This is a genomic window from Chromobacterium sp. S0633, assembly GCF_024158805.1.
Classification (GTDB): Bacteria; Pseudomonadota; Gammaproteobacteria; order Burkholderiales; family Chromobacteriaceae; genus Chromobacterium.
The window spans coordinates 47,052-59,615 of the sequence record NZ_JAMZGH010000006.1; the positions used below are offsets into that span (position 1 = coordinate 47,052).

20 protein-coding genes are annotated in these 12,564 nt (G+C 58.8%); 7 read left to right on the plus strand and 13 right to left on the minus strand.

Annotated features, from left to right (window positions below; translation table 11 throughout):
- Window positions 1-78: 78 nt before the first annotated feature.
- From NK214_RS06015 to NK214_RS06070, 12 genes are all read right to left on the minus strand, one after another.
- On the minus strand, window positions 79-711 hold the full coding sequence (locus tag NK214_RS06015) for a transcriptional regulator (protein WP_235087437.1): 633 nt from the start codon (window positions 709-711) through the stop codon (window positions 79-81).
- 377 nt (window positions 712-1,088) lie between these two features.
- Window positions 1,089-1,442, minus strand: a complete 354-nt coding sequence (locus NK214_RS06020) for a Mor transcription activator family protein (protein ID WP_048410762.1) — start codon at window positions 1,440-1,442, stop codon at window positions 1,089-1,091.
- On the minus strand, window positions 1,439-2,077 hold the full coding sequence (locus NK214_RS06025; RefSeq protein WP_253313965.1) for a gp16 family protein: 639 nt from the start codon (window positions 2,075-2,077) through the stop codon (window positions 1,439-1,441). The genes NK214_RS06020 and NK214_RS06025 overlap by 4 nt, the downstream gene beginning before the upstream one ends.
- 1 nt (window position 2,078) lies before the next feature.
- The gene (locus tag NK214_RS06030; RefSeq protein WP_253313966.1) at window positions 2,079-2,699 is read right to left on the minus strand and encodes a DUF3164 family protein; all 621 of its coding nucleotides are present in this window, start codon (window positions 2,697-2,699) and stop codon (window positions 2,079-2,081) included.
- A complete protein-coding gene (locus NK214_RS06035) occupies window positions 2,696-3,043 on the minus strand; it encodes a hypothetical protein (protein WP_253313967.1) in 348 nt (115 codons plus the stop codon). Before NK214_RS06035 ends, NK214_RS06030 begins: the two co-directional genes overlap by 4 nt.
- Entirely contained in the window at window positions 3,040-3,378 is a 339-nt protein-coding gene (locus NK214_RS06040) for a hypothetical protein (protein WP_253313968.1), read from the minus strand. Before NK214_RS06040 ends, NK214_RS06035 begins: the two co-directional genes overlap by 4 nt.
- Window positions 3,379-3,388: 10 nt before the next feature.
- Entirely contained in the window at window positions 3,389-3,694 is a 306-nt protein-coding gene (locus NK214_RS06045) for a hypothetical protein (RefSeq protein ID WP_253313969.1), read from the minus strand.
- A 1-nt stretch (window position 3,695) separates the two neighbouring features.
- Window positions 3,696-4,889: an ExeA family protein gene (locus NK214_RS06050; protein WP_253313970.1), complete on the minus strand. Its 1,194-nt coding sequence runs from the start codon at window positions 4,887-4,889 to the stop codon at window positions 3,696-3,698.
- Window positions 4,890-4,899: 10 nt separating this feature from the next.
- Window positions 4,900-6,675 (minus strand): DDE-type integrase/transposase/recombinase, encoded by a 1,776-nt coding sequence (locus NK214_RS06055; protein WP_253313971.1) that lies wholly within the window; start codon window positions 6,673-6,675, stop codon window positions 4,900-4,902.
- 15 nt (window positions 6,676-6,690) lie between these two features.
- The gene (locus tag NK214_RS06060) at window positions 6,691-7,671 is read right to left on the minus strand and encodes a hypothetical protein (RefSeq protein ID WP_253313972.1); all 981 of its coding nucleotides are present in this window, start codon (window positions 7,669-7,671) and stop codon (window positions 6,691-6,693) included.
- Window positions 7,672-7,680: 9 nt separating this feature from the next.
- Entirely contained in the window at window positions 7,681-7,989 is a 309-nt protein-coding gene (locus NK214_RS06065) for a helix-turn-helix domain-containing protein (protein WP_081575243.1), read from the minus strand.
- A complete protein-coding gene (locus tag NK214_RS06070) occupies window positions 7,989-8,465 on the minus strand; it encodes a hypothetical protein (RefSeq protein ID WP_253313973.1) in 477 nt (158 codons plus the stop codon). The genes NK214_RS06065 and NK214_RS06070 overlap by 1 nt, the downstream gene beginning before the upstream one ends.
- A 111-nt stretch (window positions 8,466-8,576) precedes the next feature.
- Between NK214_RS06070 and NK214_RS06075 the strand changes: the two genes are divergently transcribed.
- Window positions 8,577-8,816, plus strand: coding sequence for a hypothetical protein (locus NK214_RS06075; RefSeq protein ID WP_253313974.1), 240 nt, complete (start codon window positions 8,577-8,579; stop codon window positions 8,814-8,816).
- Here NK214_RS06075 and NK214_RS06080 read toward each other — a convergent pair.
- Window positions 8,801-8,992, minus strand: a complete 192-nt coding sequence (locus NK214_RS06080; protein ID WP_253313975.1) for a DNA-binding protein — start codon at window positions 8,990-8,992, stop codon at window positions 8,801-8,803. The two genes, NK214_RS06075 and NK214_RS06080, sit on opposite strands and share 16 nt — an antisense overlap.
- A 121-nt stretch (window positions 8,993-9,113) precedes the next feature.
- Between NK214_RS06080 and NK214_RS06085 the strand changes: the two genes are divergently transcribed.
- The 6 genes from NK214_RS06085 to NK214_RS06110 all read left to right on the plus strand — a co-directional run bounded on the left by NK214_RS06085 (window position 9,114) and on the right by NK214_RS06110 (window position 12,534).
- On the plus strand, window positions 9,114-9,566 hold the full coding sequence (locus NK214_RS06085) for a hypothetical protein (RefSeq protein WP_253313976.1): 453 nt from the start codon (window positions 9,114-9,116) through the stop codon (window positions 9,564-9,566).
- An 8-nt stretch (window positions 9,567-9,574) separates the two neighbouring features.
- Window positions 9,575-10,483, plus strand: coding sequence for a hypothetical protein (locus tag NK214_RS06090; RefSeq protein WP_253313977.1), 909 nt, complete (start codon window positions 9,575-9,577; stop codon window positions 10,481-10,483).
- A gap of 22 nt (window positions 10,484-10,505) precedes the next feature.
- Complete coding sequence (locus NK214_RS06095) at window positions 10,506-11,042, plus strand: hypothetical protein (RefSeq protein WP_253313978.1); 537 nt, start codon at window positions 10,506-10,508, stop codon at window positions 11,040-11,042.
- Between the two features lie 11 nt (window positions 11,043-11,053).
- Window positions 11,054-11,827, plus strand: coding sequence for an RES family NAD+ phosphorylase (locus NK214_RS06100; protein WP_253313979.1), 774 nt, complete (start codon window positions 11,054-11,056; stop codon window positions 11,825-11,827).
- A 72-nt stretch (window positions 11,828-11,899) separates the two neighbouring features.
- Window positions 11,900-12,307 carry a M15 family metallopeptidase gene (locus tag NK214_RS06105; RefSeq protein ID WP_107732289.1) on the plus strand — a complete coding sequence of 136 codons (408 nt, stop codon included), beginning with the start codon at window positions 11,900-11,902 and terminating at the stop codon, window positions 12,305-12,307.
- Window positions 12,304-12,534, plus strand: a complete 231-nt coding sequence (locus NK214_RS06110; RefSeq protein WP_253313980.1) for a hypothetical protein — start codon at window positions 12,304-12,306, stop codon at window positions 12,532-12,534. Before NK214_RS06105 ends, NK214_RS06110 begins: the two co-directional genes overlap by 4 nt.
- Window positions 12,535-12,564: the final 30 nt, after the last annotated feature.

Genomic DNA, 12,564 nt, shown 5'->3' on the forward strand with positions numbered 1-12,564 from the left:
GCCAACCGGATGCTTGGATGTCCCCGCCGCGCTGCGCCAACAGCGCGGGAAGGGACGACGGACGCGAATCAGAAGCCCTCAGTCACGACACTGCTTCAGATAGCGGTAAAGCGTGGGCTCGGAAATCTCCAGCGCCTGCGCGGCCTTGCCGACGAATCCGCGGACGGAAAACAAGCCGCGCTGATTCAATTCCCGGATCGCCTCCAATTTTTCATCGCCGGACAAGCGCGCCGGATCGATCGCGTATTGCTCCAACACGCTTTGCATGATGCCCACGCCCACATCGTCGATACCCTGCGACAGCGTTTCCTGGTGCGGATCGTGAGACAGTTCCGCCGGCAGCAGCGCCTGCACCGCCTCCAGCGCGCGCTTGTAGCGGCTGTCGTCGGAGTTGACGCAAAGCATGGCCTGCGCGCGGCCGGCGTCGTCCTTGATCACCAGGGTGGACGAGCGCAGCGATACGCCGCTCCTGGTCTTGCTGCGGTAGTTCAGCCGGTAATCCTCGCCGCCCTTGCCGGAACACTCCCGCGCCATGCTCAAGGCGAGATCGGTGGCCGGCGCGCCGACGCTGCGGCCGGACACATGCCCGTTGCGGATGATTTTGAGCGAAGCGCTGGGATTGGACAGATCGTGCACCGCCACCTCGCTGTCCGGCCCCAACAGGGCGGATACGAAGTCGGCGAGCACTTCGGCGTCTAGATGCAGTTTCATGGCGATGACAAAAAAATTATCACGGCGAGATTCTATGCATCAGATTTCACCCATGTCATGCGCAACCACGAGCGCATTTGACGCGCGTCAAATTCGGCAAAACCGCCAGATTCCACCCTGGCGGCGCCCAATGAAAAAACCCGCCGGCGCGGCGGGTTGCAGAATTCGGATCAGATCTTCGGGCGCTCGCTTCACAAGGCCTCGTCGGCCAGCAAGCGCCTGGCGAACACCTCCACCGGCTGAGGGGAAGTGAGATAACTGGTAGGAGTTTACCGAGATAAATCCGGGATGACTCGGGATGATGGTGGACTTCGTGGGATGGGACTTGGAAATGTGTTGCAGCCAGTGAAACAGTTATCGCTGGCTGCTTGGGTCAATCAATGGCCAAACATATCGCCTTGCCGACGGGCCATTTCTTCTTGGCGGACTGCCTTCACGATCTTGTAGACCCATTGTATCGACACGCCATACTTGCGTGCGAGTTCGCTATGGTTGGCGCCATCGAAATCGTCAAAGATACGGCGGTCTCTTTCTGATAGCCGGATTGACAGCCCCATCGGGAAATACACGTTCTGGCCGCCCCAGTGGATGGCCATGCGGTTGGCGATCTCTCTGCCCAACTGGATGGCGCGCTCTTGCTCCATGCTGGCCAGCTCCACCAGGGCCACCGCCACATGATCGGCCAGGTCGAGGAGCAGCTCAGGGCCTTTGCTTCGAAATTGGTCTCTCATTGCATGGTCTCCTTGGTGAAGTGGCCCAGCACCGCCTGGAAATCCGTCTCGGTCATCTCTGTGACGCGGGCCTTGCGCCCAAGCACCGCGCCGGCGGCCTCCCGCATTTGCTCTTCCTGCGCCGCCTGCGCCTCAATACCTGTCGGCACCGACAACCCCATGGCCTTGTGTAGCTGCGCCCGGCGGGTCTTGACCACGCGCTGGCGCCATTCCTTTAGATGCTCAATCACCAGGCTGGCTTGCTCTGTCGACAGCCACTGCAAAGTATCGACCTTGGCCATGCGCTTCACGAATGTCGCCAGGGCTTCCTCGGATGCGTTACGCACCACTTCCATGCCGGCGAGTTCCAGCCATATGCCGCGAATCATCTTTGACTGGCAGTCTTTCGCCAGGGGCCGCCCGCCGGCTTTGGAACGCACCTTGAAGCCTGCCTGCTTCATGTATTCCAAAGCCTGGCTGAGCTGTGGAATTGTCAGCTTTGACGATGATGCTTGTTTTCCAATCCGCAGCAGGATGGCGCGATAGCTGTCGTCATCCAGTGCGAGATCGCGCTTGGCTACGTGGATCAAGCGGATCAGGCGCTGACGGTTATCGACATGCGTCACAGGAAGCTTTCCATTAGCGCCCTTGGCCATCTCACACCCCCGCAATATCAAGAGCGATCGGCTGGTACTGATCCGTCTCGCCGATGCGTTCGTAAACACGAATGTAGGACTTGCTGCCCACCACCTGGACGGCTTCGCCGATCGCCACCATTGCGCGCTGCCAGCGCTCGTCCTGGATGGCGTAGCGGCGCAGGGCCAACACGCGGGCGGTGTTGATCTGCCCCTCTTTGTCGCTGTCGAAGGCCTGGTTGACGATGGCCTGCAGCTCCGGCCGCGCACCTTCCGTCCAGTCCGCCAGGCATTCGTCGATCAACACGCGGGCGGCTTGCAGCCGTTCGTCGAAAGCGATGCGGTCCTGAATCGCCCGCTGGATGCGGTACTTGCCGTCGAAGCTGTAGAGGGTCAAATTGCCTTTCTTGCCACCCAGCTTGGCATCGTATTGCTCCACCGACATATCGATGAAGGCGGAGATGTCGCCAAACGCTTGAGCCTTGAAGTCGGCCAATACCTTGGTGACGCCACGGGCCTTGTCGACCAGTTCCTTCACCAGCCGGTCGCGCTCCTTGTCTATCGGCTTGATCATGCTTTCGGGAACCAGGCAGCCCTTGGCGTCTTGCCAGTAGCCGGCCGGTACGTTTTGTTCGGTAGTCATTTGCTGATCCTCATCATCATTTGCTTCACTTTCGCCAGTTCCTTCCGGTTCTTTCGCAGCCACTCATCGGTAAATTGAGGTTCGGCCGATGCGCTCCAGAACTGGCGAGGGCGGGTATTCGGTACTTCAGCTTTGGGCTCAACAGGAAGCTCGGCCTTTTCCTCCTCCGGGGCCGGCGCCGAGTTCGCCGGCGCAACCTGGAACGGCTTCAGCTCGTCGAGGTAGTCCAGCCAGACGATTTGCCGGGCCTCGCGGCGGTCGGTCCCCTGCGCCACCAGCCGCTCCACCTCTTCGGCCAGACGCTGCCGGGTGGCAGCGTCCAGTTCCGGTTGCGCCGTGTTCATGCCGCCCTGGGCACCAGTTGCAACAGCCGGCGCTTGCTCCGCACCAGTTGCCGGCCGGTGCGGTAGAGCAGGTAGAAGGCCTCACGGCTGCAGGTCGATGGCAACACCATCTTTTCCTGGTCCCAGTCCGTGCAGCTGAACTGCATCGCCGGGTCGATGCGCTCCTCGTCCTCAAACTGCAGCGAGTACATGTCCGCCACCAGTTCCAAGGTGTGATTGCCGAAGCGGCGAATGTCGAAGTGCTGCTGGCCGGCATAGGCCTCGCGCATGATCCTGGGAGACTGGTACGCCGCGATGCGAACCAGCGCCGCTACTTCCTGATTCAGTTTGTGCATGTTGATCTCCTCAGTTTCCAAACTCGGTCCACACCACACGGCAGCGGCCCAGCATGAACTGGCCTTCCCGGTACGGGCCGCAGTGATCACGCCGGCCGTAGCTGTAATAGACCGCCTCGCCCTGGTTGATCATGCGCTGGCACTTGCCGCAGCTTTGGATGCGGATCGTAGGACGCAGCACGGACGACAGTTCCACCGCCACCACCACAAAACCGTTTTCAGCCAACGCTTCCACCGAATCGACCACGCCACGGATGGCCGACAGCACTACCTGGTTGCTGTTGGGTGTTTTTGAGATAACCGCTTGCGGTGCCATGTCACACCCCCTTGACCACATCGGCGTTGACCAACGGCACACCCAGGTCGGCGGCCAGGTTCATGCACGCCGTCAGCAGATTGCCCACCGCCAGCGGATACAGCAGCGACACCGTCTCCGGGCGATCCCGGCGCGTGGCCACCGTCAGCTTGGCGCGCAAGGCGTCGATGCCGCTGGCGTCGATCACTTCGCCGACCGGCTTGCTCATGCGCTCGAATTTGAACTTCAGGTATTCGTCCAGGCGGCCGCCCTCCAATGGGGCCAGCTCCACCATCTCGCAGCGCTGCACCACCTCGCGCACGGCCGCGTCGCGCTCGCTCAACTTGGTTTTCAACTCGGGCTGACCGATCAGGATGATCGACAGCAGCTTTTTGAAGCCCAGCTCCAATTCAAAGAAACGCTTCAGGTGCTTGATGGTGGGGATAGGTAGCGCATGGGCTTCATCGATCACCAGGCAATGGCGGAAGCCGGCGGCGTGGCTTTCCTTGAGCGCCTTGTGCAACTGGGCGAAGCGCGCCTCGGGGCTGCTCTTCGGCTTCTCTAGCGGCGCCACGGTGGCCATGATCGCTTCGGCGATGTGCGTGGCTTTCAAAGTCTTGCCCTTCTGGTCGTTATCCTCCATGCCCAGCACATAGGGCTTGATCAGCAGGATCGGCGGGGTCTCGCGCAGGATGCGGTCCTCCAGGTCGCGCATCAGCGTGGTTTTGCCGGCGCCGGATTCGGCCACCACCGCCAGCAGGCCGCCGTGTTTGGCGGTCTGCAGCATCGCTTCGCGGACATAGCGGATGTCCGGGCTGACGTACATATCCTCGTGCGACTGGATGGCGTCATCGCCAAATGGGTCGCGGAATAAGTTGAAATGCTTGCGGGTCGCTGGAAACAGCGCTTGTTTACGCAGTAACATGGATTCCTCCTGGTTGGACTCTGTAGCGGTTTTCGACGGGGAGACCGAGCGGGCCGCGTTGGTGCGCGGCTCGCTCACCTCTTCAAAGACGCTGTCGATGTCGCCATCGGCCGCGCCGTGCGTCTGCAGAAAGCGGATGATGCTTTCCTGCAGATCGGTTTCATCCAGGCTCTTCGGCCATTCGCCGTGATTGACGATCTGGGCCACCGAGGCTTGGGATAGGCCGAGGTGTTCGGCCAGATCGGACTGCTTGCGGCCCACGGCCTGCAGTACGCTTTTCAGCTTCAACATGACACTCTCCTTATGCCGTCTTCACCACGCGAAGCGGCGACTTCATGCCCGCAGTGGGGCTGCATAGCTCGGCCACAATCGCGTCGAGCTGGTCTTCGGGAACACCGGCCGGGTTGCGTTGAGCCAGCCACTGGAAACGATCAGCCGTCCATTCGCCGCCAGCGGCGATGACGCGCTGTTTCAGCTGCTTGGCGGCTTCGATCAGAGTCAACGGCGGGAACTCAACCTGGGGCGCGGCCAGCCCGTGTTCAGTGCCACGGCGCGGCAAGTAGGCTGGCAGTTCCGCCTCTTCGATATGCTTGTAAGGGTCCAGACGGCCGCCAAAGGGAATCTCTTTGGCCTTGCGCGCGGCCTCGGCCGCCGCCGGGCTGTCGGTGCCGGTGACGATCTGTTCGATCTGCTTGAGCGCGACCTGGGCCGGCGTCTCGGCGTGCTGTTTGTACGACTCGCCCAAGGTGGCGGCCGTCGTGGCGAACCCGAACTCGTTTTTCAGCACCTCGTTCACGACATGGAACACCTCGCGTCCGTCTTCGCCCACCAGGACGACTTGGGCGGCGTCCTGGCGCCACGGGTTGCGGGTGACCATCAGCTTCTCGCCCACCATCACATCCGGCACCGTCGACACGTCGTACTCCCGTCCTTGGAAGGACACCCGCAGCTTCGGCGATACCTTGCGGCTTTCCGGCTGAGCCACCGCCAGCTCGCGGCATACTTCCACAGCGGGCGCCTTGATCAACTGGCTGGCCTGGATGGCCATCCAGGCCTGGCTGCGGGTTTTGCCATGACGGCTATGGATGGCGGTGGCGTTGAAATGCATGCGCCACCGCTTGGCCAGCGCGTTGAGCTCGTCCAGGCTATTGACCGGCTGAAACTTCAGGCCCGGCTCCAGCTTGCGTTCAATGATGTTGCGCGCGTTCTCCACCTGGCCGGTGGCGCGGGCATTGCCCACCTTATGGACAAGCAACTCGATGCCCAGCGCGCGGCATAGATTGCGGGACATCGCGGCGGTGTTGGCCGAGCCGGCGTCCAGCATCAACTTGCGAGGCACGCCGTGCAGCAGATCGGCGCCGCCGCGTTCCTGCATCGCACTGATCAACACCGAGCACAGGTTCTCGCCGGACTCCGCGCCCATCACATACTCGACATAAATCCAGTCGCTGGCGTGGTCGGTAATTTCGTAGCTCCACACCCGGTCACTGGCAATGCGCGCCACGTTCTTCGGCTTGTTCTTGTAGAACTCGGCGTGGTCCATCACCCGCAAGCCGTTGGCGCGGGTATCGGCCGAGGGCTTCAGGTAATAGAGCACGCACAAGCTGGCGTCGATCTGCCATACATGGTTCGGGTGTAGGCTGGCCAACTCGGTGACAGGGGCCGGGGCCAGCAGTTGATCCGGGTGCAGGCCGTAAGTACGCAAGGCGCGGGAGATCGTGCTTTCCGACAGCGGCCGCAGTTCGCCGGTTGCGGTGTCCAGGAACTCGGCCCGGATCATGCCGTTGGCACGCAGGGTCTCGATGGCGTCCGCCACCGAGTACAGCCGTTTGCCGTTCTTCCGGGTGGACTCCATCAGTAGCGCGGAGATCAGCAGCGCCTCGTCGCGCTCCAGCGCACTCTGGCCCGCGTCCGAGCGGCGCTTGCGCGGCGATGTCAGCGTCAGTTCCTTGATCTTCTTCATCAGCGTGGCGCGAGAGATGCCCAACTCGCGGCAAGCCGCATCGTAAATGGCACCCTTGTCGCCATGCCCGGCTGTGCGGGCGGCCAGGGCCGCAGCCACAACACGTTCGTTCATGACGGCGCTCATGGCTTACCCTTCCGCCCGCAGCAGGTCGAGCTGACCATCATTGGCCGGCAGCACCGGCTCAGGATCGCGCAGCCAATCTGGAACCTCCTGTCCGTCCGGGCGCTCCTTGACGCCGAACTCGCTGCGCAACTGACGAATACCTAACTCCATCTGACTTAGGAGGCCCGCCATCACATCCTCATGTGAAACGCCGTATTGCTCGGTGTGCTCGCGTAAAGCAGTCAACGCATGACGCACGGCAAGAATGCTGACCTCGGCTTTCGAGGCCATGCTGGTTGCCTCGGCCCTGATCTGTTCACCTATCTCAATTGGAGGCATTACCGAGATTCGTTTCTCCAACTTGGCAACGTCCTCAGTCAGTTGGTCGATCTTGCTACTCTTGTCCTGCAACACCCGCGACCGTGCCTCCAGGTCGGCCTCGGCGTCTTCGACTCGCTGAGCCAATGCCTCCTTCTCCTTGGCGTGCTTGGCGATGATCTCCTCGGCCAGTTCGACAAAGGACTCCTTGTCGCCGGTTTTGGCCACTTCGATCAGGGCGGACTTCTGGTCGTCTGGCAGCTTGCGGAATTGACGCAGTTCGCGGTAACCGATGCCCATGCGAGACATGCTTTCCAGAGCTTCTTCGCCGAAATTACGTAGATTGGCGATCGCCTCATTCGCATGCTCAGGTGTCCAGCCCAGTAGATTGCAAAACTCTGCCCAAGTCCCCGAATACTCAAGATCGTCTTGGGTGCGTTTGCCACTAAGTTGCTGATACAGCTTGTTTTCCTTGACGAAGGCCAATTTAGAAACCAAGACCGTCTTGGAAAACTTAGAAAATGCCTCTGCCATCTGCGCCTGACCCAGCAGCTGATTCATAAGGTCACGTCCTTCGCCATACTCGGCAGTGACTGCGGCCAGAACGTTAGCCGCCTCGGCGGCATCTGGCCGCAGCTCAATGGCTGGGGAGGCTTCGGGGATAGTGGTGTTCGGGGTGCGTGCCATATCGTGTCCTTATCGTTCAATCGTTATGCGGGAAGTCAGTTCATCCAGGCGCTGCCGGGAGGCTTCCAGCCCGCGCAAAATGCTCACCGCGTGCTGGGCCAGCTTCACCGAGGGGCGGATACGGCCGGTTTCGGGGATGCGCTCGACAAAGCCCTTTTCCTCCAACGTCGCCACGTAGCGGGTGATGTTCGACGGCGACAGGTCGGTGGCCTTGGCCAGTTCGCCCGGCGTCAGGCCGTGGGCGAAGTGCCCCAGCAGCACGGTCAGGACTTCCAGCACCTTCTCGGCGCTCTTGGTGGTTTGGCTTGGCGCGCTCATCAATAGCCTCCCAGTTCCAGTTCGGGTTGCATGTGTTTCTCGACATTGCCGCGATGCCAGGCCAGGCCTTCCATCGCCTGCTGGATGGCCGCCAGGGTATCGGCGGCTTGAGCCTTGCCTGCGTAGAACTGCAGCAACCGGCCGGCGGCGTCGTTCAGCACGCTCTGCAAGGTCTGCATGTCTTCGGCGGAGGCGTTGCGGCCAGACGGAATATCGATCAGCAGGCTGCCGCCGCTGGCGGCCAGCCACCGGGTGGCATAGTTGATGCCGCACACGGTTTCGTAGGCGCGGATCATGTTGGCGGGAATGCGTCCGGTCTGAATCCACTTGTAAACCGTCCAGTGGTCGCTCAGCCCCATGCGGTCGGCAATGCGCTCAACCGACAGGTTATGCCGCTCTTTGGCGTAGTCCTTGCACAGCTCCAGTGCATTGCGCAGCGAGCTTGGCTGAGTACGTTTCCAATTGCGCTTGGTCATTGGAATACCTCCGGTAAAGCGGCTTCCAAACAAAGTGCGGTTTTGCATCTGTCGCAAGACGTTTGCGCCAAGTAGCATGAAAAGCAGATAATTCGCACAAGGAAGCCAATGATGTCCGCACTGGAACAACGACTGCAGGCCCAGATCACCGCGCAGAACCTGGTGATCGAGATGTTGCTGGACGCCACCATCAAGGCCGGCGTGGTGGATGCCCAGCAATTGGTCGACAGGCTGGAGCAATATGTGGCGGCGCCGAAGGCTGCCGGCCTAGAACCCGGAGCGGTGGCGGCGTTGGCCGGTGAAGTGGATGCGTGGGCGGACATGGTGTTTGACCTTTACGCGGGCAACTGATCGCTAGACTTCAAGCCCAGCTTGACCGCGATTTCGTGCGCTTTGCCGTAGTTGCCCTTATCGAAACCGTTGAGGACGCGGTACACCGCATTGCGGGTATAGCCGTGTTCTTGGGCGAATTGGGTAAAGGTCCGGCCTTCACGGCGGAACTTGGCTTTGACTTGTGCAGGGGTCATGCTTTGGCTCCTGTGGGATTTGCACAGTCTCCTTGCAGGGTTAGGTGTGCAAATGATGTTTGGGTTTTGTTGAAGTGATTATTGTGGAATATTTCCACAATGTCAAACGTGGAGCGTGTATTTGTTACACATTCGTCTAAAGGAAGAGCTTGAGCGCCTTGGTTTGAAGCCAGTTGCTGCAGCGAAGGCTATTGGAGAGCCAGATTCCCAAGGGCTACGGGACGTGCTCGGTGGAAGAAAACGGCTTTCTGCGGAACTGCTTGCCGCACTAGCGGGAACAGGGGTTGATGTTGCATATGTCCTCACCAACCAACGGCAAGGCCATGGCATTGGAGAGTCTGCTGTTCACCAGGCAGTGCTGGATGCGGTCGACTTGTTGTCGCTGGAAAAGAAAGTGGATGCAGTTCAGTTGGCTAAGGCTGTCGTCAAACTTGTGACGAAGTCTGCTCCATCAACTGAAAGCAGCGCTTCGGTGCAGGTCGCTGGAGACTTCAACGGTCAGATGGTGGAAGGAGATGCAATCAATACAGGCACAATGAATTTTGGTGGGAAGCATCGACATAAGAAGAGCTAAGAGGTTGTATGGAGACGAGCAAAAAACAAATCATATACGGCGACTTCAACGGGCAGCTGGCAAATGGCAACATCAATAACCATATCCACCACGACCAAGGACGACCGCTCACAGGCAAAGAGCGAGTAGAGATAAACAATAAAGTCAAGATTCTGCATGAGAAGTATGGTGAGCATGGCGGGCGGACTTGGACGTTTCTGCACAAGACGATTGGGGTCGAAAACGTTGATGCAATGTGCTTGGGGCATCGAGATGCCGCGCATGCCATCGTTGATCTGCTGCTAGAACGCGCGGAGTTGGCGTACCAGCTAAAACAAACAACGAGTGCGCTGCATCAGCTGACGGAAAAGCATACCTCCTACTCAGACCAGCTTAAATTTGCACAGCAAGCCAAGCACAAGCTTGAGCAGCGGCTTCTTCAACAAGAGAGAGCGCTAAGCGAGGCACAGAACACTGTTGCCTACCTGAGAAGCCAGCGCACGCCATCTCACTGCTCGCAGTGTGCATCGGCAACGGACATACTTGGACAGACGAGGAAGAACCTTGCTGTTCTGATCGCAATCACTGTGGTTGCAATTGCTGTGTCGGTCTTCTTTGGATATCAGCGTTACTCTTTGGCTGGGCAGTTGCAGTTCGCCCAGCAGCAACTGGTGCGCTGTGAGTATGGTGGCAGCCTTTTCACGGTTGGCAGCATCATCGACAATAAGAATGCGACCAACCTTCGGTGTGTATCAGGCAAAGATGGTTTCGCCCCGCAGTGGCAGGCTATTTCTCCCAAGAGCCCACAGACCAAAAGTAAAGCTTTGCCAAAAAAACAAGCCAAGCCCAAGCGCCAACAACGAGTAGAGCCTGAACCGATTCCCGAGATGAATTTAGAGCAAACCTCCCCAGCCGATGGTATGGAGAGGCTGTTCTAGTAGCCTTTAAAAGGAAGCTGAGATGCGATTTTTGGGTTTAACTGCACTGTTCTTTGCAGGTCAAATATTTGCAGCCAGTCCGCTGGATGCAAGCACCTACATTCGTGATCTTGATGTGGCGACCAAGGCTGCAGAGCCCATCTTGAAGTCCGGAGATCAGAAGGCTATTCATGATCAGAGCAAGCGCATGAGTAGGCTCAAAGAGGATGGGAAAAAGTTCGGCACCTCAGTTTTTGACCGTCCGTTTGGTCGTTGCTTTGCCGCAGGGGTTCATGCTCAAAGTTGGTGGCTGGCTAAGCTCTATGTTACCCAAGCAGGCAAAGAGTCCAGCCCTGGCGTGGTAGCCGGTGCATGGAAGGAGTACCTGGCACAAAGTGGGGAGTGCTTAAAAGTTAGCAAGGCTGGGGATACAGCCTTATCGACAGAGCAGATTGCCTCCACCAGTGAGACTCCTCCCCGTAAGGGTTGCCTGAAAGTGCTGGGGGTTAGAGCCGATGGCAGCGTGGGTACGGTAGCCTATACCTGCCCAAAGCTAGGAGGAAAAACAAATCGTGGGTAAGGGCATTAGTCATGAGAATTGTTGATACTACAAAGACGTGTGTTTGGATGACCGAGTATGGAAATTTTGCCCATCATGTAAAAGTGAAGCAACGATATGTATGGGATCAGAAAACTCGCGAATTTTTGGATAAGGTCAAGGCGGTACTAATAGAAAAAGAGAAGGTCCTACAAAAGGGCTTTCATCTTTTTCGTGCCCAGATTGGGATTGAGCCTCTGGATGGTGAGCATCCACCACGGCCTTTCGACAAGGACAGAATGATACCTAACGCTGAGTACGTAGGAGATGGGCGTGCTAACTCCCGGGGCATACCCGTTTTGTATTTGGCTGAGCGTGTTGACACGGCGATTTCCGAACTGCGCCCATGGCGTGGCGCAGACATTTCAGTTGCTGTTTTTGAGATTGTAAGAGATTTACGACTGATAGATTTGCGCATTCAAGGCCCCGAAACCCACGGCAATCTCTGGGTTGACTTAAATGGCAATTCACCTAGCGAGGACGTTAAGAACAAGATGACACTACGCTCGGTTTCTGACGCTTTTTCTATGCCTGTCAATCGGTCAGACAATGCCATTGATTATGTGCCTACCCAAATTATTACTGAGATGTTAAAAAATGAGGGCTTTGATGGGGTCGTTTTTCGAAGCCAGTTTGGGGGGGCGAATGTAGTTCTATTCAACTCTGAAGATGCAAAGGCACTAAGCTGTACCCCTTACCAGGTAGAGGAAGTCACCGTTGCTTATAAAGACATAGGACCGATCAGGCTGTACGACAAGGGGTCTTAAACTCCTTTAAAAGTTCCTCTGAACATGCCACCCGAGAATGGGTGGCATGTTTCATTTTGACAGGAGGAAAACATGGCCAGCCGTCGTATTGAAGACCTGCACCCCGACTTGCAGCCTATCTGCCGCGAGTTCGTGCGCCGCTGTGAAGCGGCCGGGGTCACCGCTCTGATCACCACCACCTGGCGCTCCGGCGCGGAGCAAGACGAGCTCTACGCCCAGGGACGTACCAAGCCGGGTTCCAAAGTCACCAATGCTCGCGCCGGCCAATCGGCCCACAACGCGATGATCCAGGGCAAGCCGGCCGCGCGTGCGTTCGATGTCGTGCCCCTGGTGAATGGCAAGGCAATGTGGGATGCCAAGCACCCGGCCTGGCAGACGATGGGCCGGATCGGCATGGAGCTTGGGCTGAACTGGTACGGCCGTCCCAATGCGCCGTTCCGCGAGTTCCCCCACTTCGAACTGGCGCGGGGTTACCAATGAGCCTCGGCGACCTGTTTAAGAACCCCGCAACCAACCGGCTGAGCCACAGCAAATTGTGGGCGAATGTCGCCTGCGCGGCCGCAACCAGCATGTTCATCTACCAAGGTGTTTCCGGTTCGTTGACGCCGGACGTCTGGCTGATCTACCTCGGTGTCGTGGGCGGCTACTCTGCGGCGCGCAGCTGGATCGCTACCCGCCGCGATGCCAAGGGAGGCGTCGATGCTTAAGCTCATTCAGCGGCTGGTGAGCTGGGGGCG